Genomic DNA, 25941 nt, shown 5'->3' on the forward strand with positions numbered 1-25941 from the left:
CTCCGATTTATTGCGATGCACAATTAAGTACATTCGACAATTGTCAACTTCTAAGGTTGCGCGAGAATGAACTCGTGGGAAATGTTCCCGGTTCCACCACGGGAACAATTTACTTGTGGAGAATGCGCCCTTCCCTCGGCGAGGTTTTTTTCGCAAAGTGACGAGTCGGGGGACAAAGGTGGACGAAGGGGACCTGAATGTATGAATATGCCGTCGCCTGGGAATGGCTGAGTTTTGCCGCGCGCTGGTTCCATGTGATCACCGGCATCGCGTGGATCGGCTCGTCCTTCTATTTCATCGCGCTCGATCTCGGGCTGGTGAAACGTCCGCATCTGCCCGTCGGCGCCTATGGCGAGGAATGGCAGGTGCATGGTGGCGGGTTCTATCACATCCAGAAATACCTGGTGGCGCCGGCCCAGATGCCGGAGCACCTGACCTGGTTCAAGTTCGAAAGCTATTTCACCTGGCTTTCCGGTTTCCTGATGCTCTGTATCGTCTATTACGGCGGCGCCGATCTCTTTTTGATCGACCGTTCGGTGATGGATCTCGCGCCCTGGCAGGCAATCCTGATTTCGCTGGCATCGCTCGCCGTCGGCTGGGTCTTCTACGACCAGCTCTGCAAGTCACCGATCGGCAAGAATACCTGGGGCCTGATGGCGGTGCTCTATGTGGCGTTGGTGGTGATGGCCTGGGGTTATACGCAGGTCTTCACCGGCCGTGCAGCCTTCCTGCATCTCGGCGCGTTTACCGCGACGATCATGTCGGCCAACGTTTTCTTCATCATCATCCCCAACCAGAAGATCGTCGTCGCGGATCTGATCGCCGGCCGCACGCCGGACCCGAAATACGGCGTCATCGCCAAGCAGCGCTCGCTGCACAACAACTACCTGACGCTGCCCGTCATCTTCTTCATGCTGTCGAACCATTATCCGCTGGCCTTCGCCACCCAGTTCAACTGGGTGATCGCCGCGCTGGTCTTCCTGATGGGCGTCACCATCCGCCATTGGTTCAACACGACGCACGCGAGAAAAGGCAGGCCGACCTGGACCTGGCTGGTTACGGTTCTGCTGTTCATCGCCATCATGTGGCTGTCGACCGTGCCGAAAGTGCTGACCGGCGAGACAGAAATCTCCATGTCGCCGATGAGCCAGAAATTCGCATCGAACACCCATTTCAAGGCGGCGAAGGATGTGGTGCAGGCCCGCTGTTCCATGTGCCATGCGGCAGAACCGGTCTATGAAGGTATCCATTTCACCCCCAAATCGGTGAAGCTGGAAACGGATGCGGAAATCGCCGCCCATGCACGGGAAATCTATATCCAGGCGGGCCGAAGCCATGCCATGCCACCCGGCAATGTCACCGCCATTTCACCGCAGGAGCGCAAGCTTTTGACGGCGTGGTACGAAAGCACGATATCGCAATGACTGATAAATTGATCCGTGGCCGCTTGCTCTCTTTCAAGCGCGCACCGCTCTCGCTGACCGATACGGAAAGCTATCTCTACGAGAGTGATGGCGCATTGTTGGTCGTAGATGGCAAGATCAAGGCCGCCGGCGACTATGCGGCCGTGAAGGCTCAAGCTCCTGATGGCGTCGAGGAGATCGATCACCGCCCGCATCTCATCTTGCCGGGCTTCATCGACATGCACATGCATTTTCCGCAGATGCAGGTCATCGCCTCCTATGCCGCCAATCTGCTCGAATGGCTGAACACCTACACGTTCCCGGAAGAATGCCGCTTCGTCGAAAGCGAGCACGCAGCCCGCATCGCCACGCATTTCTACGATGAGCTTCTCCGCCATGGCACGACCACCGCCGTCGCCTATTGCTCCGTCCACAAGACCTCGGCCGACGCCTATTTCGCGGAAGCCATGCGGCGCGGCATGTGCATGGTCGGCGGCAAGGTGATGATGGACCGCAATGCCCCGCAGGGCCTGCTCGACACGCCGGAAATGGGCTATGACGAAACCCGTCAGGTGATCGCCGACTGGCACGGCAAGGGCCGCAACCACGTCGCCATCACGCCGCGCTTCGCGATCACCTCGACGCCGGCTCAGATGGAGGCGACGCAGACGCTGGCGCAAGAGTTTCCCGATCTCTTCATCCAGACGCATCTTTCCGAAAACCACGACGAGATCCGCTACACCTGCGAGCTTTATCCGGAAGCGTTCGACTATACGGATATCTACGCCCGCTACGGCCTGCTGGGCAAAAAGACCCTGCTCGGCCACGCGATCCACCTTTCCGAGCGTGAGGCGGACGTGCTTTCCGAAGCCGGCGCGGTCGCGGTCCATTGCCCCACCTCCAACCTTTTCCTCGGCTCCGGCCTCTTCCCGATGAAGGCCCTGATGCGGCGGGAGAAGCCGGTGCGCGTTGCGGTCGCCACCGATATCGGCGGCGGCTCCAGCTATTCCATGCTGAAGACGATGGATGAGGCCTACAAGATCCAGCAATTGCTCGGCGAACGCCTCAACCCGCTCGAAAGCTTCTACCTGATGACCAGAGGCAATGCCGAGGCGTTGTCTATGGCGGACGACATCGGCACGCTGGAGCCTGGCACAGCTGCCGACCTCGTGGTGCTGAACGCCGCCCCGACTCCGGCGATGAAGCTGCGCATGGAGACCGTCAAGACGCTGGCGGAAGAACTCTTCCTGTTGCAGACCATGGGCGATGATCGCGCGGTAGTGGAAACCTACGTGTCCGGAAATGGCATGAAGCCGAAACACGCAAGCATGTAGCAACAACAAACCACACGCAGCGCGATATGCTTTCGGGCTTTAAAATTAGCAAATATCAAAAACGGAAAATCTGACGTTTAAGCCACTATAAACTATAAACAATTAGATTGCCCCTGACGGAAACAACGGCGGCCATGACGGCGCAACGCCTCCGTTATCCATTCACTTCCTTGGCCGAACCCTCCGCAAACTGACACGATGCCGCCAACGCAACCACTCCCGGTCGCGGGCTGCGCACCCTCAGCGCCGCCGGGTTCGCATCCGGCTATTTTGAAATCGTGAGGGGACGATGTCGTTTCTTAAGAATGCCAGCATTCGCACTAAAATTCTTTCGGTGATCATTCCGCTCTGCGTCGTCGGCCTCGGGGCAGCCGGCTTCCTGGCAGAGAGCTACAAGACGGCGGACACCGCCTATACCACCTTCATCACGACGGATACGGTCACAGCGGTTGAAATCGCCCGTGCCAACCGCAGCGTTTCGGCTTTGGGCTATAGCGCCTATCAGGTCATGGCTTATGACCAGGACGATCCGCAACTGAAGACGGCGACCGAGTCCTACAAACGCAGCGTGACGAGCCTCATGACCCGGTTCGCCACGATCAAGGCAGCCGTGCCGTCCAAGGGTTCTGAGATCGATGCGCTGATCAAGCGGATAACCGATGTCACCGCCCTGACCGACAAGGCAGTCCAGCTCGGACAGACGAACGAGACCAGCAAGGAAGCGAAGACCACCCTGGTCAAGGCAGACGTGCTGATCAGCTCCCTGACCACCGACATCGCTGCCTTCCTCGACAAGTACAACACTGATCTGGCCAATACCGGCAAAAAGCTGACGGCGCAGACGGATTCGACGATCTTCAAGTCGCTCGCGACACTCGCCGTGGTCTTTGCCGTTGGCATCATCGCCGCTCTGCTGATCGCCGCCAAGGGCATCACCACCCCGATCGCCCGCCTGCGTGAGCGCATGACTTCGCTTGCCGCTGGCCAGAGCCAAGCGCCGGTGGAAGGTCAGGACCGTCGCGACGAACTCGGCCAGATGGCCGCCGCCGTCGCGATCTTCCGCGACAACGCCATTGAGCGTGCCCGCCTCGAGCAGGAAGCCAACAGCAACCGCTCGCTTTCGGAGCGTGAACGTCAGGACCGCCAAGCGCAGAAGGCACGCGAGGCAGCCGATACGCAGTTCGCCGTCGAACAGCTCGCCACCGGCCTCGGCAAACTCGCCAATGGCGACGTTGCCTACCGCCTCAACAGCCCGTTCGTCGCGCATCTCGACTCGCTGCGCGCCAACTTCAACGACTCCGTTGCCAACCTGCAGGAAACGCTGAGCGCCGTCGGCGACAATGCCCGCGGCATCGATGCCGGCGCCAACGAAATCCGCACCGCTGCCGACAACCTCTCCAAGCGCACCGAGCAGCAGGCGGCTTCAGTCGAAGAGACCGCCGCCGCACTGGAACAGATCACTACGACGGTGAAGGACTCCAGCCGCCGTGCCGAAGAAGTCGGCAAACTGGTGGGCAAGGCGCGTGATGGCGCCGAAAAGTCTGGTCAGGTCGTCGACAAGGCCGTGACCGCAATGAACGAGATCGAACGCTCGTCCTCGGAGATCACCAACATTATCAGCGTGATCGACGATATCGCCTTCCAGACCAACCTGCTCGCCTTGAATGCCGGTGTCGAAGCGGCCCGTGCAGGCGAGGCCGGCAAGGGCTTTGCGGTCGTCGCGCAGGAGGTTCGCGAACTCGCACAGCGTTCCGCCAAGGCCGCCAAGGAGATCAAGGACCTGATCAACACCTCCGGCCAGCATGTGCGCACCGGCGTGAGCCTGGTCGGCGAAACCGGCGAAGCGCTGCAGGTGATCGTCGCGGAAGTTCAGGAGATCAACCGGCACGTAACGGCTATCGTCGAATCCTCGCGCGAACAGTCGACCGGTCTTCAGGAGATCAATACGGCCGTCAACACGATGGACCAGGGCACCCAGCAGAATGCAGCGATGGTGGAAGAATCCACCGCCGCCAGCCACGGCCTTGCCCGCGAGGCGGCAGCCCTCAACCAGCTGCTTTCCCGCTTCAACCTCGGCCAGGGCGGCAGCGTCCGCGCAGCCTCCTACACTCCTGCTCCCGCGGCACCCCGCACGCCGGCACATGCCCCGGCAAAGACGACGGCTGCACCGGTTCGATCCGCATCGCCTGTCACCCGGCCGGTCGCCTCGCCGGCCCGCGCGCTCGGCAACAAGCTCGCCAGCGCTTTCGGCGGCGGCTCTTCCGCCTCGGCAGCAGCCGCGGACCAGTCCTGGGAAGAGTTCTGAGCCTCGGGCTTGGATTGAAACAACAGGCGGGCGGCTTCAGCCGCCCGCTTTCGTTTTAAGTCTTCAGACAGTCGGCACGGTGCCGCCGTCGATCGTATATTCCGCCCCATGGATCGCGGCGGCACGATCCGACGCCAGGAAGGCGACGAGCTCCGCCACCTCTTCCGGCCACGCGGGACGACCGATCGGAATGCCGCCGAGTGCATCCATGATGCTCCGTTTCGCCGCTTCCGCATCAATATTGCCTGCCTCGGAAATACGCGACACCAGCCGGTCGGAAGCCTCCGTCATGATCCAGCCCGGCGCGACTGCCGTCACCCGGACACCCTTCGGGCCGAGCTCCTTCGACAACGCCTTGCTGTAGGTGGTGAGCGCCGCCTTGGCTGCCGCATAAGCAATCGTCGCATCGTGCAGCGGCAACCGGCGCTGGATCGACGAGACATGGATGACGACGCCCCGGCCTTGAGCGATCATCGGTGGCAATAGAAGCCGGTCGAGCCGCACTGCCGCCATCAGGTTGACATTCAGCTCTGCCTGCCAGTCGTGCTCCGTCAGCGCTGCAAATCCGCCGCCCGGCGACGACGAACCGCCGACCACATGCACGAGGACATCCACCCCGCCAAGCTTTTCCAGCACGGCGGACGCGAGGTCTTCGACACCTGCCGGCGTCGATAGATCGGCATTGACGAACACGTCAGGCTTGAGCCCGTCCGGCAGACCGGAGCGGGCACTCGTAGCGGTCATCGCCCCCGCTGCCGCAAACCGGCGCAGGATCGCGGCGCCGGCACCCTTGGTGCCGCCGGTGACGACGACGCGCTTTCCGGAAAACTCATCCGGGATGATCGGGAAATCTCGAGCCGCGATCATCAGCCGATCTCCAGATCGGTAATGCGGTCGTCGGTCAGTCCGAACTTGTAGTGCAAAATGGCCGGGCTGCCGGGAAAACTGCCGCTGACGAGCGCGGCGACTTGATAGGTCTCGCCGTTCCAGTCGAGATCCTTCATTTCGGCAGTCGCCCGGTATTTCCGTGTGGTCTTTTCCATCCACGCACGGATTTCCGCCGTTCCACGCATCTCTTCGCCTTCATCGCGAACGGTAGCTGCATCTGAAAATGGCAAAAGCATGCCTTCGATATCATGTCGATTGTTGGCAGCAAAATAGGCTGCCAAAGCCTCTGGCAATGGCTGTGTCATGTCTGTCCTCATTGATATGGAGGACGGGGCGCCACCGTCCGGAAGCAATCGCATTGCTTGAGCGGCAAGATGGCGTTACCCTCAAAAAATGACAAGTACGCACGAAAAAGTAGGGTACTTACCCGGAAGTAAGGCCGCCGAAAACATGACGCCCTCTTCCGCGGCCGAAGGCGTGGAAAACGTCCTGCGTATGCTGGAGGGCCGCTGGAAACTCGTCATCCTTTTCCACCTCTTCGGCGGCAAGGTGCTGCGATTCTCCGATCTGGAACGGGCAATCCCGGCAATCTCGCAGAAAATGCTGATCCAGCAATTGCGCCAGATGGAGACGGACGGCATCGTCAGGCGCATCGTCCATCATCAGGTTCCGCCCAAGGTGGAATACTGCCTCACCGACTGGGGACAATCGCTTTGCCCGGCGCTAGACGCCCTTCTCAAATGGGCGGCGATGAAGCCTGTAACGCCGGAAGATGTATCGTAAAAACGCTGCATACACTGGACGAATCCGCTGGCGGTGCGCGCCGGATATGGTAGTTCTCCGAGAGCATCCCGGAGGAAGATGAAGACATGTCCAAGCCGCTGACCATTGCCGACCTGAAGAACCTTGCCCGCCGCCGCGTGCCGCGCATGTTCTTCGATTATGCCGACAGCGGCGCATGGACCGAAGGCACCTACCGGGCAAACGAAGAAGATTACGCCAAGGTGAAGCTGCGCCAGCGCGTGCTGGTCGATATGACCAACCGGACGCTTGAAACCACGATGATCGGCGAAAAGGCTTCGATGCCGGTAGCGCTCGCTCCGACCGGCATGACCGGCATGCAGCATGCCAACGGCGAAATGCTGGCCGCAAAGGCTGCGGAGGAATTCGGCGTGCCCTTCACGCTGTCCACCATGAGCATCTGCTCGATCGAAGACGTCGCCTCGGTCACCACAAAGCCTTTCTGGTTCCAGCTCTACGTCATGAAGGACCGCGGCTTCGTGGAACGGCTGATCGGCCGCGCCAAGGCGGCGAAGTGCTCCGCACTCGTCGTCACCGCCGACCTGCAGATCCTCGGCCAGCGCCACAAGGATTTGCGCAACGGCCTCGCCGCCCCGCCAAAACCCTCGCTCAACACCGCCCTGCAGCTGATGACGCGCCCACGCTGGTGCATGGAAATGCTCGGCACCAAGCGTCGCGGTTTCGGCAATATCGTCGGCCATGCCAGCAACGTTTCCGACCTCTCCTCGCTCGGCGCCTGGACGGCGGAACAGTTCGACCCGCGGCTTTCCTGGGACGACATCCGCTGGATCAAGGACCTCTGGGGCGGCAAGATGATCATCAAAGGCATATTGGACGAAGAGGACGCCCGCGCCGCAGCCGATACCGGCGCCGACGCGATCATCGTCTCCAACCATGGCGGCCGCCAGCTCGACGGCGCCCCCTCCTCGATCAGCATGCTGCCGAAGATCGTTGAAGCGGTCGGCGACCGGATCGAAGTGCATGTGGACGGCGGCATCCGGTCCGGCCAGGATGTGCTGAAGGCCGTCGCACTCGGCGCCCGCGGCACCCATATCGGCCGCCCTTTCCTCTACGGTCTCGGCGCCATGGGCAAGGAAGGCGTCACCACCACGCTCGAGATCATCCGCAAGGAACTCGACATCACCATGGCGCTCTGCGGCAAACGTGATATCCAGCAGATCGACCGCAACGTGCTGGCAAGCGTCGGTTTCTGACAAAACAAAGGCCGCTGGAAAAACCGGCGGCCAATTTTTATACGACGATCGTTGCGCCAGAACTCAGCACCAGCCCTTGCCCCGGCCCGGTCGCTTCGCAAGGCCTTCCTTCACCAGGATATCGGCAAGCGACATGCCGTTGCGTGTCACCTGACGAAGCTTGTGACCGTCGATTTCGGCATCGTTGCCATGCCATGTAACGAGTTCGAACGGGCCGGAATCGAGAAAGGCGCGGACGCGAAGTTCCGCATCGCTTGCCTTGATCCGCTCATCCTCGCAACGGGGCTTCTTGATATCCGGCACTTCGATGCCGACAAGACGGATCTTCTGGCCGTGGAAAACGAAGCGATCGGCCGAGACGACGCAGTCATCCTGCTTGGCCGTGCCGCAGAGAAAGAATTTCGCCTCATAGGCACCAGCCAGCTTTTCATCGGTCCTGACCGGTTCGGCGGGTTTGGCAGCTTCGTCCTGCGCCGGCCTGCCGATCGGCGCAGGCGGGATGATGCCTGCCGTATGGCTGTTATCCGGCGGCGTGGCGGATCTGGGCGACACCTGCCGCGTCGGACCAGCGATAACCGGCTTCGGCGGCACCGGTTTGTCGGTGCCTGACGTCGTCTTGGCCGCGATCTGAACCGGTGGCTTATCGCTCTTCAGATCGGCAACAAAGCGTCGCATGGCAGCGGAATTCTCGTAGAGAGCCACCCCGCCGCCAACCACGACAAGCGCGGCCATCCATGGCCAGAGCGAGCCGCCAGACGCCGTCTGCCTGCTGCCTTTACGTTTTGAACCGGATTTTGCGCGCGCCTGTGCCATCAGAATCTCTCCTGCCGAATCGAGGAGAAGTATCGTGCGGAACGATTTCGGAATGGTTTCAGAAAGGCCGCGTCATTGGTAGAAACGGCATCGCAGCATTACGACTTAAGGTTGACACCCACACCTTCGACCCGGCAAACCAGGTGGTGCCCAGGTGTGAGCCGGCGGGATCATTGGCCTTTTTCAAGAGCATGTACGTTCAATAATACATACCTCTTCGGAGATCGGCATTAGGCAATCTGTCTTAGACCCGCCCCGTAGAAAGACCGTTCGCCCATTCAGGCCGGCCGTTCCGTGCGGCCAGCCGTGACATGGCCATGTTGTCGTAAGGCACGTTGCGGAACTCTGGTACCCAGCCTTTATCCGTTTTTTCCAGCACGGCGTAAGAGGCCATCGCATGGCCGTTCTCGACCTTGTGGAAGACCGGTAGATCGTCGTCATAAGCCGGGCAACCGACGCTACCGGGATTGACGATCAATCGTCCGTCCGAGAGTTGAATGGCGCGCGGAATATGACTGTGACCGCAAAGGATCAGCGGCTGCTCGATGCCTTCGGCGTCGGTCTCCACCTCGGCGAGCGGCCTCAGCACCACATGGCCTTCCGGCGTGACCTTCTCCAGCCAGTATGCATCGTCGCTCTTCGGCGTCGCGTGACAGATAAAAACCTCATCACGAAAGACGAGGCTGGTCGGCAGCTTGCGCAGCCAATCGAAATGTCGAGGTTGTAATTGCTGATGGGCGTGGATGTCCGAAGAGCCCAGCTCCGCCACCGGGGTTTCCAGCAGATAGCGGTCGTGATTGCCACGCACCGTGTATTTTGCATGCATATCGACCAGCAGCATCAGATCGGCAGTACGTGCCGCCTCCAGAAGCCCGCTGAACACATCGCCGAGGTTTACAATGTCTCGGATACCCAGCGTCGCGATGTCGGCCAGAACAGCTTCCAGCGCTGCGCAATTCCCATGGATGTCAGCAATCACCGCAAACCGCATCAGCTGCCCCGATAGGTCGAATAGCCGTAAGGAGAAAGCAGCAGCGGCACGTGATAATGCGCCGTCGTGTCCGAGATGCCGAAGCGGATCGGGATAACGTCGAGAAAAGCGGGTTCGGTAAGATTGATCCCGCGGGCGCGCAGATAGTCACCGGCGTGGAAGACCAGTTCGTATTCCCCGGCGAGAAAGCTCTCCGCGATGAGCATCGGTCCGCCGTCGACACGCCCGTCGGAATTGGTGACCACCTGCTTGATCCTCTCCCGCGCCTCGCCCTTCAGTCGATAGAGATCGATCTTCAGGCCCTCGGCCGGGGCGCCGCTCGCCGTGTCGAGCACATGGGTGGTGAGGCCGGTCATAAGCTGGGCTCCGAGATGACATAGGGATTTTCGAAGAAGAATTCCTCGTAGTTCTCCGCCGTATTGTCCCGGTCCACGACGAGAAAATCGCTGACCGCCCCAACCGCCATCAGCGGATGGTGCCAGACATTCGGGAGATAGTTGACGCCTTGTTGCGCCGTTGCCGAAAACACCTTCGGCTTGCCCGGCCGGCCACCTTCGTCATCTGAGACGGCGAGCAGGAAAGTCCTGCCCGACAGGGGCGAAAAGCTCTGGCTTGCGAAAGGGTGCCGCTCCATCATGTCGAGCGCGTAGGGAAACTGGCGTGGCTGGCCGCGAAAGATGTTGAAGATCAGCCGCACCGGCTCGCCGATCACCACCGGCTGGCCGACGGCATGAAACCGCTCCGTCGTCCCTCCGTTGATCAGCCGCATGGTCGAGGGATCGGCTTCGAGGACATCGCCATAAGGCGCGAAGGCCTCTTTCGTCAGCGGAAGGATTTCCAGGATTTCGGTCAATTCATTGGCCTTGATTTACGGCTCATTCGCCTTGGGCACGCCAGTTGCGGAGAGCCTGCAATTGATCGAGAAAATCCGGCAAGGATTTGCTCACGGTTTCCCAGACAATGCTCAGGTCGATATCGAAATAGCCATGTGCAATACGATTCCGCAGGCCCTGAATATTCTGCCAGGGAATGTCCGGATGTTCGATCAGAAATTCCGGATTGTCCCTTGCCAGCCTGACCACTGCCTCGCCCAGCATGAGAATACTCATGCCTACGGCCCGCTGCACGACCAGATTGCTCAGAAAGGTGTTTTTATCCATGCCCTTGATGAAGTCACAAGCATCGGATGCCGCCACCTCCATCTGGTGAAGATAAAGCTGGAGCCTGTCCGTCATAGAGGCTTGGCCGCTGCGAGTACGCGAGCGCGGATCATTTGCGGCAGGTCTCCCGGCGTGAGCAGATCGACCTTGATACCCTGGAACATCTGCTCGAGTTCAAATTGCAAGCCGCCCAGATCGAACAATGTCGTCCCCGGCAGCGCATCGACCAGAATGTCGATATCGCTCTCCGGCCCATCCTCGCCGCGCGCCACGGAGCCGAACACACGCGGGTTCGCCGCGTTGAAGCGCTTTGTCGCTTCGCGGATCGCGTCCCTGTTCTTCTCCAAGATTTCCGACGGTCTCATGACGGCATCACTCCTGATGCGGCCACTATAAGCGACGGATTTGGCGGAGGAAAGAACATGCTCACGCCTCCGGCAGAAGTGCGGTGAGGCGCAGGAGCGCAATCCGCTCCACCTGGGTCGCGGCAGTGGCAAATTCCTCCTCGGTACCGTTGTGAATACGCTTTTCGAAGGCGGCGAGAATATCGTCCTTGTTCAGCCCCTTGACCGCGATGATGAAGGGGAAACCGAATTTCTCCATATAGGCGTCGTTTAACTCGGTAAAACGCGCATGCTCCGTCGGGCTGAGGCGATCAAGGCCGGCGCCCGCCTGTTCTTGTCTGCTGTCCTCGGTCAGCCCGCCCGCGATTGCCAGCTTGCCGGCAAGATCCGGATGGGCGCGCAGGACGCCCAGCCGCTCTTCCTGGCTTGCCTTGCGGAAAACAGACACCATCGCATCGTGCAGGCCCTTGGCCCTGAGCGGCACGAAGATCAGGCCTGCATCATAGGCCCGCTCGGCAACAAATGGCGAATGTTCAAAAACGCCGCCGAACTTATCGATGAAGTCTCCGCGCGCCGTCATAGGTCACCTGCAGGCTTGTGATGTTCATGCCAGTGTTTTGCGATCTCGATGCGCTGCGGCACCCAGACCTTGTCATGCGACAGCACGTATTCGATGAAACGACGCAAGGCAGCCGCGCGGCCCGGACGCCCGACGAGGCGGCAATGCAGGCCGACCGACATCATCTTCGGACTGCCCTCCTGGCCTTCCCGATAAAGCGTGTCGAACGCATCCTTGAGATAGGTGAAGAACTGATCGCCGGAATTGAAACCCTGCGGGGTGGCAAACCGCATGTCGTTGGTTTCCAGCGTGTAGGGAATGATCAGGAAAGGCTTGCGGTCGATACCCGGCACCCAATAGGGCAGATCGTCGGCATAGCTGTCGGACGAATAGAGAAAACCGCCCTCCTCCATCACCAGCCGCAGCGTGTTGTCGGAAGGCTTGCCCTGGTACATGCCATAGGGTCGCTCGCCGACCAGTTCGGTATGCAGCCGCACCGCCTCACGGATATGCTCGCGTTCCTTCGCCTCGGAAAAATCCTTGTATTCCAGCCAGCGGAAACCATGGCTGGCGATCTCCCAGCCCGCCTCCTTCATCGCTTCTACCGCTTCCGGGTTGCGCGCCATGGCAAGTGTCACGCCATAGACCGTCGCCTGCACCTTGAGTTCGGTAAACATACGCCACAGGCGCCAGAAGCCGGCACGCGACCCGTATTCGTAGATCGATTCCATGTTGAGGTTGCGCTGGCCGGGCCAGGCTGCCGCCCCGACGATTTCCGACAGCAGGTTTTCCGACGCCGGATCGCAGTCGAGGATGGAGCTTTCGCCGCCTTCCTCGTAATTGATCACGAACTGCACGGCGACATGCGCGCCGCCGGGCCATTTCGGGTCGGGAGTGTTGCGGCCGTAGCCGACGAGGTCGCGCGGATAATCTGTTGCCTGCATGGACATTCACTCTGCATCTCGGATGCGCAAACGGTAGCGCACCCTTTCCGCGAATGTCGAGATGGAAACGTCGTTAGAGGCCAAGCGCCCTTAGGATCGCCACCGAGACGACGCCAAGTGCTACAGAAACAAGCATCGGCAGCCGCAATGCGGCGAAAGCAGTCACCGCACAGGCAATTGTTTCGGCAACACCGGTGGCGAAGGCTGTCGGCGCCACGACGGCCATCAGCACGGCCGGCGGAATCGATTCGATTGCCTTGCGGCGGCTGCCTTCGAGCGAGACATGCCGGATCAGGAAGAGCCCGCTGATACGGGTCAGGACCGTTGCGGCTGTCATCGCCAGAATGGCGAGAAGCGTTGCGAGATCGACGCTCACGAGGCAACCTCCTGTTTTTCGCGGCTGCCCGCTACCAGTGCGGTCAAAAGCCCGGCAATCGCACCGGCTGCGATATACCAGACACCCGGCACGAAATGCTGCGTTGCGACTGCGGCAGCGCCGCTGACGAGCAGGACCGCACCGGTTTCCGGACCTTTCCAGAAGCCCATGACGAGAACGATGAAGACGGCTGGGAAGGCAAAATCGAGCCCGAGCACGACCGGATCACCCAGAAATGCACCGGCGGCGGCACCTGCGATACCGGAAACCACCCAGGCAAGATAAAACGGCGCGACCAGCCCAGCGAACCAGGCGGGCGTCAGCGTCGCAACCCTTGCCCTGAACTCCGCCATCGCCCAGATTTCGTCGGCGAGGAAGAGCATGGATGCGAAACGCGATCGAGGCGAAAATCCATCCATCTTCGTGGCCAGCGACGCGCTCATCAGCACGTGACGGATGTTGACCAGCAGCGCGGCAAAACCGACACCGGCCCAGGAGGTCGGATGCGTCCAGATATCCATGGCGACGAATTGCGAGCCGCCGGCAAAAACCAGCGCGCTCATGAGGCCTGTCTCGGCAGGTGAAAGCCCCTTGGTGGCCGCAACCGCACCGAAGACGAGGCCGATCGGGATGACGGCGGCGATGAGTGGGGCGATGGATCGGATGCCACCGAGGAAGTCCTGGAGTCTTGTATTTTCAGTCACTTGGAAGGCCCATTTGTTGGAAGTTGGAGCAAGCCGCCCCCTCACCCGGCCTCCGCTACGCTCGGCCATTCTCTCCCGCTGGGGAGAAGAGAGAATAGCAACGGCACGGCAACTTCCCTTCTCCCTATTGGGGAGAAGGTGCCCGAAGGGCGGATGAGGCGGCCACGATTAAAGCCGCTCAATTCTTCCGTCTTGAACAAAAGTGATCATCCTGTAGCGTCACCGCGCCCGATACTGCCCCGGCGTGACGCCCGTCCTTGCCTTGAAATGCCGCGTGAGATGCGCCTGATCCGCGAAGCCGCATTCCAGCGCGATTTCCGCCGGCTGACCGCCTTCCTGCAGACGTCTCCTGGCTTGCCGGATGCGAACATCCGTCAGGAAGGAATGCGGGGTGATGTGAAACTCCCGTCGGAAAGCCCGGATCAGATGTGCCCGGCTGAGCCCGGCTACGGCCGCAAGCTCTTCCAATCCGACATCATCCACATAGTTCTCGACGAGATAATCCCGCGCCCGCCTAACGCCCGAGCGCTCTGCCGTATCGACCGGTATGATTATCGCACTGCCGTGCCGACTGAACATCGCGTCCAGCACCTGGAACATCGCCTGGCTGCTTTCCAGCGCTCCGCTACCTTGTTCCAGGGTGAGATGAGCCGCCTGGAAGGCATCGGCCAGAGTCTGGTCCTGCAGGAGCTGAGTGCCGAAAGACGGCGTGCCCCGCACCGGCTTTCCGGTCACGTCCTCGAGGATTTCGCACATCAAGGCGATATCCGGATAGATCATCCGGTAGCGATAGCCTCCCCCGCGCGGCGCGCCGTCATGGGTCTCGCCGGGATTGATGAGATAAAGTCCGCCCGGCCCGGCACTCTCACGGCTACCCTTGATGGTACAAACCTGCATGCCTTGTTCGATGGCACCGATGCTGAACGTATCGTGCGCATGCGGCGCAAACTCATGGGTGAGAAAGGTGGCACTGAGGCATTCCATGCCGTCGAAGCGCGGATCGCGCCAGAAACGGGTGACCTCGGACCGCGTCAGCGGCATCTGTACGGTTGCCTGTTCCTGGGAGACATTCTGCATGGGCGAAGCATATCAGCAATCGCCACCCGCTTCTTGAACAAAAGTGACCCGCGCCCGAAGCGTCTCCTCAGGCGATCTTGCGTGCTGCGACCCGTCCCATCGGGTGAAGCGAGTGAACATGAAATGGCGCGCCGGGCTCGTCTTCGACGAAGAGCGCCAGGTTGGCGACATCGATGGTCTTGCGCAGATAGGGATCGAAATAGTCCCGCAGCGCCAGTTCGAAACGCGGCATCTCAATCGGCGACAGCGGACCAGTCAGCGTCATGTGAAAGCGGAATTCGTCCATCACGTAAGGATGCCCCCAACGGTGAAGGTTGGCGAACTGCGGCGCCGAAAGATCGCCCGGATCGCAACGCTCGATCTCCGCTTCACTCAGCGGGGTCCGGAAGGCGTCAAATTCCTGCACGACCGAGGCCGCCAGAAACTGCATCCGCTCACAGGGGAAGACTGGCGCCAGGCCGAAGAAATTACCGAGCCGCACCACTTCCAGTTTCGGCATTTCGAAACGATCATGCGCGCCGGCGAACCGCATCAGATGCCGCAAAAGGGCCTGCTCGGTCACCCCAGGCGCAAGGCGGAAAGGCGCCTTGAGCGTCGCATGGAAACCGTAGCGGCGCGGAAGCGCGGTATTGAAGGCGACGTCGTGAAGGCCAAGGCTGCGGATCGCCGGCGGCTCCATCGCATCGCCGGAAAAAGCATTGCGGCCGAGCCACTGGGCCGCAGCGAGCGTCAGCGTATCATGAGCCGGTGGCGTGAAATAAATGGCATAGCGCATGCGTCACCTTCTCATCGTCCCTTCGCTGCTCGTGTTTTACGCATCGCTCAACAATCCCTGACGAGGGGGTTAAGTGATTTGCGTAACAGATTAACGACGAATCGGATGAAAGGTTCGCGTTTAACGCGAGGCGACTTCGAGATGATTTTCCAGCGTAAATGACGCTGGAATCCGCATTTCACGGCCAAAGGAAGCGTCCAGGGCCGCATCAGCCAACCTGTGCGCGACTCCGAAACTCACCTTGAAGCCGCCGGTCAGGGCGATCACTTGCCGGTGATCCGGATGTGGGCCAACCATCGGATCGCGATCGATGGCTTTCGGCCGAAGTCCGGCCCAGCGCTCGATGACCTGAGCCCTTTCGAGGGCCGGCACCACGGCCCGCGCTCTGGCGACGAGATCATCGAGCTGGGAATCGGTCGAGTATGGATCCGCGAAAGCGTCCTCGCTGGTACTGCCCACCGCGACATGCCCGCCCTCATGCGCCACGACGTAGAGCCCGTTCAGGAAGATCACCGGCAGTGCCGGATCGACATCCGCTTTCAACAGCGCGGCCTGCCCTTTAACCGGCTGCCCAATCGCTTTCGGCATGGGCCGGGAAAGCGCCTCGATCAACGGAAACGAACGATGCCCGGCCGCGACGATGCAGCGGCCGAAGACAGTGCTCTCACCGCCTGCAAAAACTACCCTGTTGGTCGCGATATCGACCCGTTCCGCATCCAGCCCTTCGGCAAGCCGGACGTGCCGTGCCGAACGCAGGAATGCCACAAGCGCCGCGATCAGCCCGCGCGGGGAAACGCGGGCGGCAAATGTGTCATGCACCAGCCCTGCCTCGCAGAAAGACGCAGCCGGCCAGCCGGCCGATGCGGGCTCTTCCAGCACATGCCAGTGAAACTGGCGGCCCTGCTGTTTCCAGCTCGCACCCGCATCCTGCGAATGGCGAAGCGCGATGGAGCGCAGATGCGGCTTCGGCAACGGAATCAACCTGCCGGAGCGGCGATAACCGCAGGCCATGCCCGTCGCCGCCTCGAGAGAGGCGATTTCGTCCTCGAGCGACAATAGCGCGTCGAACTGGAACTGCTTCTTTTCGTTCCACTTGTCCGGCATATGCGGCATCAGCGCGCCGAGCAGGCCACCGCTGGCGCCCTGCCCGAACATCTGCCTGTCCACGAGCAGTGTCTCGAGGCCGAGCTGCTCCGCTTTGACTGCAGCCCAGAGGCCCATGATTCCGCCGCCGAGGATGACAAGTTCGACAGATGCGGGAACGGCACCGGATTGACCCCTGGGGCCGGCAGGATTATCCGCATGTACCATGAACGATCACGATCCCGATATTTCTTCAAGCGCAGGGCGAACCAACAGCCCCGAACGCCAGACTCCTGTTACCCAGACATTGGACTGGAACGACGGCGATATGCCGTATTCCCGGGAATTTGGCGACCATTTTTATTGCCAGACGGATGGGCGGCTGGAATGCGGCCACACGTTTCTCACCGGCAACGGCCTTCCGGAACGCTGGTCGCAACCCGTTTCACCGGAGAGTGACTTCCTCATCGGCGAGCTCGGTTTCGGTACTGGCCTGAACTTCTGCGAGACTTGGCGCCAGTGGAAACTTTTCCGCCAGCCCGGCGCCCGCCTGCATTTCATGTCCTTCGAACTCTTCCCGATGCAGCGCGACGAGATCGACCGCGCCCTCGCCCGCTGGCCGGAAATCGACGCGGAACGCAAGGCGTTTGCCGCTATATGGCCGGACCAGCCTACCGGTCACGTCGTGCTCGAACTGGACGACCAGACAAAACTCACCGTCGTCTGCGACCCTGCGCTGGACGGTGTGACGGCTGCGAAAGCTGGTTTCGACGCATGGTTTCTCGATGGCTTTGCCCCTTCCCGCAATCCGGCCATGTGGTCGCCGGAACTGATGCAGGCGCTCTACGACAAGACATCCCCTGGCGGCACCTTCGGCACATACGCCGCCGCCGGCTTCGTTCGCCGCAACCTGCAGGCTGCCGGCTTTACGGTGGAGCGGAGACCGGGGTTTGCGGGCAAGAGGGAAATGCTGTGCGGCAAGAGGGGCTGACCGGCGATAAGCGCCGGCCCTCGGTCACTCCGTAGCCGAAGCCACCACGGCGCCGCCGATCCAGTTGCGGATCTTGTCCTCCAGCGCTTCCGGGCTGATCGGCTTGGAGAGGTAATCGTCCATGCCTGCCTGGAAGCAGAGTTCGCGGTCGCTTTCGAGCGCGTGTGCGGTGACACCGATGATCGGCGTATGCGTGCCGGTTTCCTGTTCGATCTCGCGGATTTTTCGTGTCGCCTGATGGCCGTTCATGATCGGCATCGAGACGTCCATCAGGATGACCGCCGGATCGTGCCTTTTCCATGCGTCGACGGCTTCGGCACCGTTGTTGACGATCTGGAACAGCCAGCCGGTCGATTGCAGGATCTGCGTGAAGACGATCTGGTTGACCTCGTTGTCCTCGGCCACCAGAACGTCAAGCGTCGGCGTGGCGCGCATCGGCGGGGTCGAGATGGCAGGCTCGACAATTACCGGCGTCGAAGACACGACAGCAAGTGCCGGAGCAGCGGCGGGCGCTGCTGCCATTGCCGGCGGCATCTGTACCGCGGGCGGAATGGCGGCGGCGCGCTGCAGCTGGGTCAGTGCGTGCTGGTTCTCGTTAGCACGGCGCCTTGTACGGATGGTCCGCACCACGTCGATGATCGTGCTGCGCAACAGGTTGGCGCGCGCCGGCTTCATCAGATGCGCCTGGATGTTGAGCGAGGCGAACATGCTGTCGTCGCCGGCCATGTCCATCGAAGTGAGGAAGACGACGCCGGTGCTGTCGAAGCGGTTGTCGGCCCGCAGAAGCTTGGCGAAATCGAGGCCGTTCATTTCCGGCATATGATAGTCGAGCACGATCGCATCCACGGCGACGCCGATCCGCGCGCATTCACGCATGATGGCAAGCCCCTCCTCGCCGCTTTCGGACGCGACGGTGTCGAAGCCCCACATCGAAAGCTGTTCGGAGAGAATGCGGCGGTTGACCGCGTTGTCGTCGACCACGAGGATGCGCGCGCCGCTCGTATTGACCGGCAGCTGGGTCTGGACGTTGCGGGCGCTGACGATGTCGAACGGCAGATGCACGGTGAACACCGAGCCGCGGCCAAGTTCGCTGGTCACCTCGATATGGCCGCCGAAAAGCTCGGTCAGACCGGCGGTGATCGCCAGGCCGAGGCCGGTGCCCTCGTGCCGCCGGGTCGAGGACGTATCGACCTGCGAGAACTTCTCGAAGACGGATCGCAGCTTCTCGTCGGGAATGCCGAGACCGGTATCCTCGATGCGGATGCTCAGCATCATCTGGCCTTCGGCGACCGGCTTGGAGGCGAGGTCGATGAAGACATGCCCCTTCTCGGTAAACTTCACCGCATTGCCGACGAGATTGGTGATGATCTGTCGGAAGCGACCGGCATCGCCCATTACCGTTTCGCGGATCGATGCATCGCCGCGCACGATGAGCTCGATATCCTTTTCCGCAGCAGACGACGAAAGCAGCGTCGCCACGTCCTCGATCGCTTCGACGGGATCGAACGGCGCCTTGCGCAGCTTCATCTGGCCGGCATCGATCTTCGAGAAATCGAGGATGTCGTTGATGATCGTCAACAGCGCGTTGCCCGACTTGACGATGATGTCGATGAAGGTCTTCTGGCGAGTGTCGAGATTGGACTTGGCAAGCAGTTCCGCCATGCCGAGAACGCCGTTCATCGGGGTGCGGATTTCGTGGCTCATATTGGCCAGGAATTCGGATTTCGCCCGGTCTGCCGCCTCGGCGCGCTGCAGGAGGCGCGTCAGCTCCTCCTCGCGGTCCTTCATGTCGGTCACGTCGGTGAAGACCGCGAGCCAATGGTCGCTGCCGGTCTGGTTCGCCTCGACCTGAATCCATTTGGTGCCATGCACGCGGAAGGATGCATGCACCGGCCGGCCGATCGCGACATTCTCTTCCCAGGTACGCAGCGTCACGCCGGCTTCTTCCGGCGTGCCGAGATCGCCGCGCTCGACGCAGAAACGGAAGATATCCCGCCACAACCCGCCCGGCATCACCATCTCGGCCGGCATGTCGAGCATTGCCGACAAGGCGTCGTTGGAGAAGATGATCTCGCCGTCATGCAGGATGAGCAGGCCTTGCGACATGGCGCTGGTGGCATCGCGCATCAGCGCGCCGTGCTGCTCCAGTGCGATCCGCGCTTCCTGGATTTCCTGCTCGCGCTTGCGCACAGCCGTGATGTCCATGTAGCTCAGAAGGATCTTGCCGCCGGAAAGCTGCGTTCCCGAAATGACGATGCTGCGGCCGTTGCGGCTTTTCACCTCGATCGGCGGACGCTCGACGCCGTCGGTCAGGGCGGCGATGCGATCCTGGTAGATCTGATCGAAGGTCTGGGTCGAACCGGCATAGATGCCATGGTCGAAATTGACCTTCAGGAAATCACGATAGGAGCGGCCCGGCAGTTCGAACTGCTCGCCGGCATCCCAGAAGCCATAGAATGCCGGGTTGGCGTATTCGAACAGAAATTCCGAATCGAGGATGGCGATGCCGACCGGAACCGAATGCAGGATGGTCTGCAGGTCCTTGCCGATCTTCTCGGCCTTGCTCTGGGCTTCCTTGATCAGCGAGACGTCCATGCGCGAGCCGACCATATGGCGCGCGCCGTCTTCGGTGGTAACGCGACGCAGGCGCGTGATGACAGGCACGACCGAACCGTCCGGGAAGGTTATTTCCTCGGACTTCTCGATCTCTTCGCCGGCCAGCACCCGCTCGTTCTCCAGACGGAACTTTTCCGCTGCATTGGGGAACATTTCGGTCTCGGTCTTGCCGAGATAGCGGTCGCGCGGGCCACCGAGCATCGCGCCATAAGCGGCATTGGCATAGCTCAGCTGGCGGTCGCTGTTGCGCACGAAGACCGGCACCGGCAGGTCTTCCAGCACGGCACGGAACAGGTTGGTCTCGGACACGTGGTTACGAAGGAGCATTTCCTGCTCCTTGAACTCCGTCACGTCGTGACGGATTGCGATCATCAGGCCGTTTTCCAGCCGCTTGTTGAGGCTGCGCAGCCAGCGCCCATCGGAAAGCTGGTCGATGCTTTCCGAATAGGGCAGTTCGAAGGGCTGCAGCCGCTCGGCAACCCAGGCCTCCCTGCCCGCTGGATTGGGGCCGAGGCTCTGCGGATAGAGCCGCTGGCGCCTGTCATAGGCAAAGCCCAGGATTTCGCGCAGCGTGATGCCCGGATGGATGTCGATCTCGATCGAGGCGAAATGGTCGATCAGCTGCGAATTGCAGTAAAGCAGCGCATTGTTCTTGTCGTATATGCCGATGCCCATTTCGAGCATGTCGAGCGCATCGTCGAGCAGAGCGTTGTTGAAGACGGAGATCGGTCCGACCGGCCGGCGCGGCGGACTATCCTGGTGAGCATTGTCCTGCTGCAGCAGCAGGCTTGTGGATGTATTGGGCTTAACGGCGACGAACGAGCCGTAGAGATAGGTATGGTCGTCTTCAGTGAGGAAACGCTCGATGCGGATTTCGTGGGTGACCACGCCGCTGCGGTCGAAACAGCGGGCAGTCTCATCGGTGCCGAAAACGATTGCCCGGCATTCCTTTTCCTTGCGGTCGGCATCCTCGTCGAGACCGCCCAAAGCGACGCTCGTCCGGCCGAGAAGCGCAGCCGGCGGCAACCCGAAAAGGCGCGCATAGGCGGCATTGACCGCCACATAGGCCAAGGCGCTGTCCTTAATGAAGGCGGGCTCCGGCAGATCCTCGATCCGCTCGCAGGCCGTTTTCAGCAATTCGCTTTTCGTTTCCACCGTCCCCCGCTCCGTCAGCCGTCAAGCGGCCGATTCGATTGGTTGGTCCTCCAAGCAAAGGATAGAATCACGAAGACGGTTAACAACGTCTTGTTGCCGAGGGGCGAGCATTTACAATCCTGGCGTAATTACATGTGTTCGGATGCGCTGATTTTCGGAAAGCTAAAACTTGTTCTACAGGGGCGAAACCGATAACCGATCATTTTCAAGCACTTCCGGAAAAGGCCTGGTTATTGCCGCCATTTCGACACAGTATCGGAGGTTCAGCGGAAAAATTTGATGAAATACAACTTTTCATCGAAACTAGCTGAACAGGCGTTCAGACTATCGCACGAAGACTTCCTTTAAACCGCCGCGTTTGAGGGCGACCATTTTCCTACCCTTCAAACTAAAGGGAAAGGAACAAGACAATGCTCGTGATGAAGAAAACCATTACCGCAAGCCTCGCCGCCCTCACCGTTGCAGGCGCCCTGGCCGCAGCCGCTCCGGCAGCCGAAGCCCGCGATCATCACCGCAACCTTTGGCCCGGCGTTGCCGCCGGCGTGGCTGGCGGCCTGATCGGCGGAGCGATCATCGCCGGGTCTCAGGCCCCGGTCTATGCCGAACCGCAGTATGAATATGCGCCGCCGCCGCCGCCGCCGGTCTATTACCGTGCCCAGTACGCGCCGCGCTGCCATTACGAATGGGTCGAGAACCAGTGGGGCGAACAGTACCGCGCCAAGGTCTGCGCCCGTTACTGATCTCGACATGAACTGATCCAGAAAGCCCGCGCAATTTAACGCGCGGGCTTTTTGATTCCATGGGCTTCCGAAGGCAGGTTCATTTCGCAGTTGCGAAACATTCTCTTGACTTTTGCCCGGAAAAATACCAAATGCCCTTCATGCTTTCACCTTCCGGCCGCCGCGTGAGCTGGCCCGCATCCTGAACAAGCTATTTCGGGAAACAATCGCGAAGAAGGAACAAGGCGCACAGATAGATCGCTCCGACAATCGGGGTTCAAGCGCTGGGAAGCAATTTCCAACTTACAAGTTCCCACTTCACGCGGGGTTCTTGACGCCAAAGAGCAGATCGGACGGCTATGGACAGCCTGCCCGGCGAAACGCTTTTGGCGCCCCGAAAGGTATTCGACTTGACGAATTTTGAATCGCTTGGCGTGTCCAAGCAGATTGTCGCGACGCTGACCCAGCTTGGCATCGAGACGCCGACGCCGATCCAGGCACAGGCGATCCCGCTGCTGCTCGAAGGCCGCGACCTGATCGGTCTCGCACAGACCGGCACCGGCAAGACCGCTGCATTCGGCCTGCCGCTGATCGAGCGGCTGCTGGCCGAAAACATCCGCCCCGACAACCGCACCACCCGTTCGCTGATCCTCGCTCCCACCCGCGAGCTGGTCAACCAGATCGCCGCGAGCCTCAAGACCTTCATCAAGGGTCGCCCGCTGAAGATCAACCTCGTCGTCGGCGGCGTCTCCATCAACAAGCAGCAGCTGCAGCTCGAAAAGGGCACCGACATCCTTGTCGCCACCCCGGGCCGCCTGCTCGATCTCGTCAGCCGTCGCGCCATCGGCCTGACGACGGTACGCTTCCTCGTGCTCGACGAAGCCGACCAGATGCTCGATCTCGGCTTCGTGCATGACTTGCGCAAGATTGCCAAGATGGTGCCGAAGCGCCGCCAGACCATGCTATTTTCGGCCACCATGCCGAAGACGATCGCCGAGCTTGCCGGCGAATATCTGGTCGATCCGGTTAAGGTCGAAGTCACGCCTCCGGGCAAGGCTGCCGACAAGGTTGAGCAGTATGTGCATTTCATTGGCGGCAAGAACGACAAGACCTCGCTTCTGAAGGAAACCCTGCGCGCCAACCCCGAGGGTCGCGCCATCGTCTTCCTGCGTACCAAGCATGGCGCCGAAAAGCTCGCCAAGCATCTCGAGCAGGTCGAGTTCAAGGTTGCCTCCATTCACGGCAACAAGAGCCAGGGCCAGCGCGAGCGGGCACTCAAGGCCTTCCGCGATAACGATATCAACGTACTGGTCGCGACCGACGTCGCTGCCCGCGGCATCGATATCCCGGCCGTCAGCCACGTCTACAACTACGATCTGCCGGAAGTGCCGGACGCCTATGTCCACCGCATCGGCCGTACCGCCCGCGCTGGCCGTGACGGCATCGCGATCGCCTTCTGCGGCCCGGATGAAACCGGCCTGCTGCGCGATATCGAAAAGCTGATGGGCATCGAGATCGCCACCGCTTCCGGCGAACGCCCGGAATCGATGAACCGCCCCTCGCGTGGCGGCAACAACAACCGCGGCGGCAACAAGGCCAATAGCGGTAACCGCGGCAACGGTCAGGGCCGTGGCCAGGGCGGACCGCGTGCGGAAGGCGAAGGCCGTCCGCAGCGTCGCGAACGCCCGGCCCGCAAGCCGTTCTTCGCAGCCGAAGGTTCTGAAGGCGCAGCCTCCGAAGCCCGTGGCGAGCGTCGCCCGACTGGACGTCCACAAGGCGACCGCCCGCAACGTGACAATCGCCGCAACGAAGACTTCCGTGGCCAGCGCCGCGGCAAAGATTCTCCGCGCAGCGAAGGCGGCAATGATCAAGCCGCCAATTCGGACTTCCGTCCGAAGAAGCAGTTCGGCGCTCCGAATGGCGCTAACAACGGCGAAAGCCGTCCGAACCGCAATGGTGGAAACCGTCACGCTCCGGCAGGCGCTCAGGCCAAGGCTGCGCATGGCGCTCACGAAGCCGGCGCGCCGCGCAAGCCGAACCCGAATGGCGGCGCTGGCCGTCCGGCCCAGAGCCAGGGTGAAGCCCGTCAGGGCGACAACCGCGGTCCGGTCCGCTTCGGCAACGACAACCGTACCGAAAACCGCGGCGGCGGCATGCAGGGCCGCAAGCGCAGCCGCGCATAAAGCCTTCCGACATCATTTACGCTTCTCAAGCCCCCGCGACGAACAGGTCGCGGGGGCTTTGTTTTTGCGCCAGCCGATCTACATCCTCAGTCAAATGGTCCGACCACGGGGATGCACTTGATCCGATACAGCCTGACGGAAGCCGACATCATCGCCGGCAACGATATGTGGCGGCGCCACCAGTTGAAGCCGCACAAGCTGATCATTTTCATGCTTGTCGCCTGGGCCATTGCCGGCATCTATTTCCATGCCCTGTTTGAACAGCCGGCATGGCTCGCCGCAATCTCGGGTCTTGCCGTCATCCTCGCCATCGTGCTGGCGCTGATGTGGATGACGAAACGCCTCTCCCGCGGCAAGACGCTTCAATACTTCCGGGAAGCAGCCAATTCCCGCCAGGAAATCTCGGCGGACTGGGATGAAACCCATATCTGGCTGAAGCAGGAAGACGGATACGTGAAAATGCCGTGGTCCGACATCAAGGCGTGGACGGAGGACGAAACCGTGCTGACGCTTCTGCGTAACAGCCCGATCTTCTACGCCATTCCCAAACGCGCCCTCGATGCGCAGGCTTTGAACAACCTGCGCATCTGCCTGACGAAAGCCGGCGTGCCGGCCGCGAGATACCATCCATTCTGATGGCGTTGACCGTCGTCCCTACTTCACAGCCGCATTGCCGCCATCGGCGTAAAGCGCCGAACCGGCGACAAAGCTTGCCATCGGGCTGGCGAGAAATAGTGCCGCCCGGGCGATTTCCTCCGGATCGGCGATGCGCTTCAGCGCATGCAGACCGGCCGCCCATTCCTTCTGCGCCGCATCGCCCGCCGCCGGCGTATCGGTGCCGCCCGGCAGGAGCGCATTCGCACGGATGCCTTGGGCGCCGTAATCGGCGGTGATGCCCTTCACCAGCCCCATCAGCCCTGCCTTCGACGCCGCATAGGCTCCCATGCCGGGAATGCCGACACTGGTTCCGACAAAGGTGGAGGTGAAAATGATCGACCCGCCGCCACGCTCCAGCATGACCGGAATCTGAGCGGCCGCACCGAGAAAGGCGCTGGTGAGATTGGTGTCGATGGTCCGCTGCCATTCGGAGAGCGCGACATCGGCCAGCGGCTTGTAGGGACCGACGGCACCCGCATTGTTGAAGGCCACATCCAGGCCTCCGAACCGGCTCACGGCCGCGTCGACCATCCGGCGATGTGTCTCCTCTTCCGAAACATCCCCTGCCACCGCGACTGCCTTGCCGCCCTTGGCCTCGATTTCCACGGCAAGCATTTGCAGCGCTTCCTCGCCGCGAGCATTGAGGACGACGGCGGCCCCTTCCTCCGCAAACAGCAGGGCGGTGGCGCGACCGATGCCGCTGGATGCACCAGTGATGATGGCGACTTTGTCTTTCAGCATGGGGTATCTCCTTTGAGAGTTGCCCATGCTGGTTAAGTCCCCGCCGCGCGGGCCGACACCCGTTTCGTGACCCGAAACTTGCCAACTCATCCAAGCTCGCGGAGCGCT

The 25941-nt window shown here is 61.2% G+C and carries 26 protein-coding genes; 9 read left to right on the forward strand and 17 right to left on the reverse strand.

Annotated elements, in window-relative coordinates:
- Positions 1-197: 197 nt before the first annotated feature.
- From puuD to KX729_RS16980, 3 genes are all read left to right on the forward strand, one after another.
- Entirely contained in the window at positions 198-1424 is a 1227-nt protein-coding gene (gene puuD / locus KX729_RS16970) for a urate hydroxylase PuuD (RefSeq protein ID WP_219743636.1), read from the forward strand.
- Positions 1421-2737 carry a guanine deaminase gene (gene guaD, locus KX729_RS16975; RefSeq protein WP_219743637.1) on the forward strand — a complete coding sequence of 439 codons (1317 nt, stop codon included), beginning with the start codon at positions 1421-1423 and terminating at the stop codon, positions 2735-2737. Before puuD ends, guaD begins: the two co-directional genes overlap by 4 nt.
- Before the next feature lie 289 nt (positions 2738-3026).
- Positions 3027-5042, forward strand: coding sequence for a methyl-accepting chemotaxis protein (locus tag KX729_RS16980; RefSeq protein ID WP_219743638.1), 2016 nt, complete (start codon positions 3027-3029; stop codon positions 5040-5042).
- A 63-nt stretch (positions 5043-5105) separates the two neighbouring features.
- Here the strand turns inward: KX729_RS16980 and KX729_RS16985 are convergent, their stop codons facing one another.
- Entirely contained in the window at positions 5106-5909 is an 804-nt protein-coding gene (locus KX729_RS16985) for an SDR family oxidoreductase (RefSeq protein WP_219743639.1), read from the reverse strand.
- Complete coding sequence (locus KX729_RS16990) at positions 5909-6235, reverse strand: nuclear transport factor 2 family protein (RefSeq protein WP_219743640.1); 327 nt, start codon at positions 6233-6235, stop codon at positions 5909-5911. Before KX729_RS16990 ends, KX729_RS16985 begins: the two co-directional genes overlap by 1 nt.
- Before the next feature lie 145 nt (positions 6236-6380).
- Between KX729_RS16990 and KX729_RS16995 the strand changes: the two genes are divergently transcribed.
- Both KX729_RS16995 and KX729_RS17000 read left to right on the forward strand, forming a co-directional pair.
- Complete coding sequence (locus KX729_RS16995) at positions 6381-6713, forward strand: winged helix-turn-helix transcriptional regulator (RefSeq protein WP_219743641.1); 333 nt, start codon at positions 6381-6383, stop codon at positions 6711-6713.
- An 86-nt stretch (positions 6714-6799) separates the two neighbouring features.
- Positions 6800-7945, forward strand: a complete 1146-nt coding sequence (locus tag KX729_RS17000; RefSeq protein ID WP_219743642.1) for an alpha-hydroxy acid oxidase — start codon at positions 6800-6802, stop codon at positions 7943-7945.
- A gap of 63 nt (positions 7946-8008) precedes the next feature.
- Here the strand turns inward: KX729_RS17000 and KX729_RS17005 are convergent, their stop codons facing one another.
- The 13 genes from KX729_RS17005 to KX729_RS17065 all read right to left on the reverse strand — a co-directional run bounded on the left by KX729_RS17005 (position 8009) and on the right by KX729_RS17065 (position 16999).
- Positions 8009-8758 (reverse strand): hypothetical protein, encoded by a 750-nt coding sequence (locus tag KX729_RS17005; RefSeq protein ID WP_219743643.1) that lies wholly within the window; start codon positions 8756-8758, stop codon positions 8009-8011.
- A 244-nt stretch (positions 8759-9002) separates the two neighbouring features.
- Positions 9003-9749 (reverse strand): metallophosphoesterase family protein, encoded by a 747-nt coding sequence (locus KX729_RS17010; RefSeq protein WP_219743644.1) that lies wholly within the window; start codon positions 9747-9749, stop codon positions 9003-9005.
- On the reverse strand, positions 9749-10105 hold the full coding sequence (gene uraH, locus KX729_RS17015; RefSeq protein WP_219743645.1) for a hydroxyisourate hydrolase: 357 nt from the start codon (positions 10103-10105) through the stop codon (positions 9749-9751). Before uraH ends, KX729_RS17010 begins: the two co-directional genes overlap by 1 nt.
- Complete coding sequence (locus KX729_RS17020; protein WP_219743646.1) at positions 10102-10602, reverse strand: ureidoglycolate lyase; 501 nt, start codon at positions 10600-10602, stop codon at positions 10102-10104. Before KX729_RS17020 ends, uraH begins: the two co-directional genes overlap by 4 nt.
- Positions 10603-10624: 22 nt before the next feature.
- Positions 10625-10984 (reverse strand): HepT-like ribonuclease domain-containing protein, encoded by a 360-nt coding sequence (locus KX729_RS17025; protein ID WP_219743647.1) that lies wholly within the window; start codon positions 10982-10984, stop codon positions 10625-10627.
- Positions 10981-11274 carry a nucleotidyltransferase family protein gene (locus tag KX729_RS17030; RefSeq protein WP_219743648.1) on the reverse strand — a complete coding sequence of 98 codons (294 nt, stop codon included), beginning with the start codon at positions 11272-11274 and terminating at the stop codon, positions 10981-10983. The genes KX729_RS17025 and KX729_RS17030 overlap by 4 nt, the downstream gene beginning before the upstream one ends.
- Positions 11275-11335: 61 nt before the next feature.
- Positions 11336-11833 (reverse strand): 2-oxo-4-hydroxy-4-carboxy-5-ureidoimidazoline decarboxylase, encoded by a 498-nt coding sequence (gene uraD / locus KX729_RS17035; RefSeq protein WP_219743649.1) that lies wholly within the window; start codon positions 11831-11833, stop codon positions 11336-11338.
- Positions 11830-12756 carry an allantoinase PuuE gene (puuE, locus tag KX729_RS17040; RefSeq protein WP_219743650.1) on the reverse strand — a complete coding sequence of 309 codons (927 nt, stop codon included), beginning with the start codon at positions 12754-12756 and terminating at the stop codon, positions 11830-11832. The genes uraD and puuE overlap by 4 nt, the downstream gene beginning before the upstream one ends.
- Positions 12757-12829: 73 nt before the next feature.
- Positions 12830-13132: a branched-chain amino acid transport AzlD family protein gene (locus tag KX729_RS17045; protein ID WP_219743651.1), complete on the reverse strand. Its 303-nt coding sequence runs from the start codon at positions 13130-13132 to the stop codon at positions 12830-12832.
- Complete coding sequence (locus KX729_RS17050) at positions 13129-13836, reverse strand: AzlC family ABC transporter permease (RefSeq protein WP_312991105.1); 708 nt, start codon at positions 13834-13836, stop codon at positions 13129-13131. The genes KX729_RS17045 and KX729_RS17050 overlap by 4 nt, the downstream gene beginning before the upstream one ends.
- Before the next feature lie 219 nt (positions 13837-14055).
- Complete coding sequence (locus KX729_RS17055; protein WP_219743653.1) at positions 14056-14913, reverse strand: AraC family transcriptional regulator; 858 nt, start codon at positions 14911-14913, stop codon at positions 14056-14058.
- A 67-nt stretch (positions 14914-14980) separates the two neighbouring features.
- On the reverse strand, positions 14981-15688 hold the full coding sequence (locus KX729_RS17060) for a DUF1045 domain-containing protein (protein ID WP_219743654.1): 708 nt from the start codon (positions 15686-15688) through the stop codon (positions 14981-14983).
- 120 nt (positions 15689-15808) lie between these two features.
- Positions 15809-16999, reverse strand: a complete 1191-nt coding sequence (locus KX729_RS17065) for an NAD(P)/FAD-dependent oxidoreductase (RefSeq protein ID WP_219743655.1) — start codon at positions 16997-16999, stop codon at positions 15809-15811.
- On the opposite strand from KX729_RS17065, the gene mnmC2 reads away from it, so the two are divergent.
- A complete protein-coding gene (mnmC2, locus tag KX729_RS17070) occupies positions 16998-17762 on the forward strand; it encodes a tRNA (5-methylaminomethyl-2-thiouridine)(34)-methyltransferase MnmC2 (protein WP_219743656.1) in 765 nt (254 codons plus the stop codon). The two genes, KX729_RS17065 and mnmC2, sit on opposite strands and share 2 nt — an antisense overlap.
- 24 nt (positions 17763-17786) lie before the next feature.
- Here the strand turns inward: mnmC2 and KX729_RS17075 are convergent, their stop codons facing one another.
- Complete coding sequence (locus KX729_RS17075) at positions 17787-21533, reverse strand: response regulator (RefSeq protein ID WP_219743657.1); 3747 nt, start codon at positions 21531-21533, stop codon at positions 17787-17789.
- Positions 21534-21943: 410 nt separating this feature from the next.
- On the opposite strand from KX729_RS17075, the gene KX729_RS17080 reads away from it, so the two are divergent.
- The 3 genes from KX729_RS17080 (at position 21944) to KX729_RS17090 (ending at position 25071) form a co-directional block, all read left to right on the forward strand.
- The gene (locus tag KX729_RS17080; protein WP_219743658.1) at positions 21944-22273 is read left to right on the forward strand and encodes a hypothetical protein; all 330 of its coding nucleotides are present in this window, start codon (positions 21944-21946) and stop codon (positions 22271-22273) included.
- A 389-nt stretch (positions 22274-22662) separates the two neighbouring features.
- Complete coding sequence (locus KX729_RS17085; protein WP_376775978.1) at positions 22663-24435, forward strand: DEAD/DEAH box helicase; 1773 nt, start codon at positions 22663-22665, stop codon at positions 24433-24435.
- A 117-nt stretch (positions 24436-24552) separates the two neighbouring features.
- Positions 24553-25071 carry a YcxB family protein gene (locus KX729_RS17090; protein WP_219743660.1) on the forward strand — a complete coding sequence of 173 codons (519 nt, stop codon included), beginning with the start codon at positions 24553-24555 and terminating at the stop codon, positions 25069-25071.
- A gap of 18 nt (positions 25072-25089) precedes the next feature.
- On the opposite strand, the gene KX729_RS17095 is transcribed toward KX729_RS17090, so the two are convergent.
- Positions 25090-25833 (reverse strand): SDR family oxidoreductase, encoded by a 744-nt coding sequence (locus KX729_RS17095; protein ID WP_219743661.1) that lies wholly within the window; start codon positions 25831-25833, stop codon positions 25090-25092.
- Positions 25834-25941 lie beyond the last annotated feature (108 nt).

Origin of the sequence: Neorhizobium populisoli, from assembly GCF_019430945.1 — a bacterium.
In the GTDB taxonomy this organism is placed as follows: Bacteria; Pseudomonadota; Alphaproteobacteria; order Rhizobiales; family Rhizobiaceae; genus Neorhizobium; species Neorhizobium populisoli.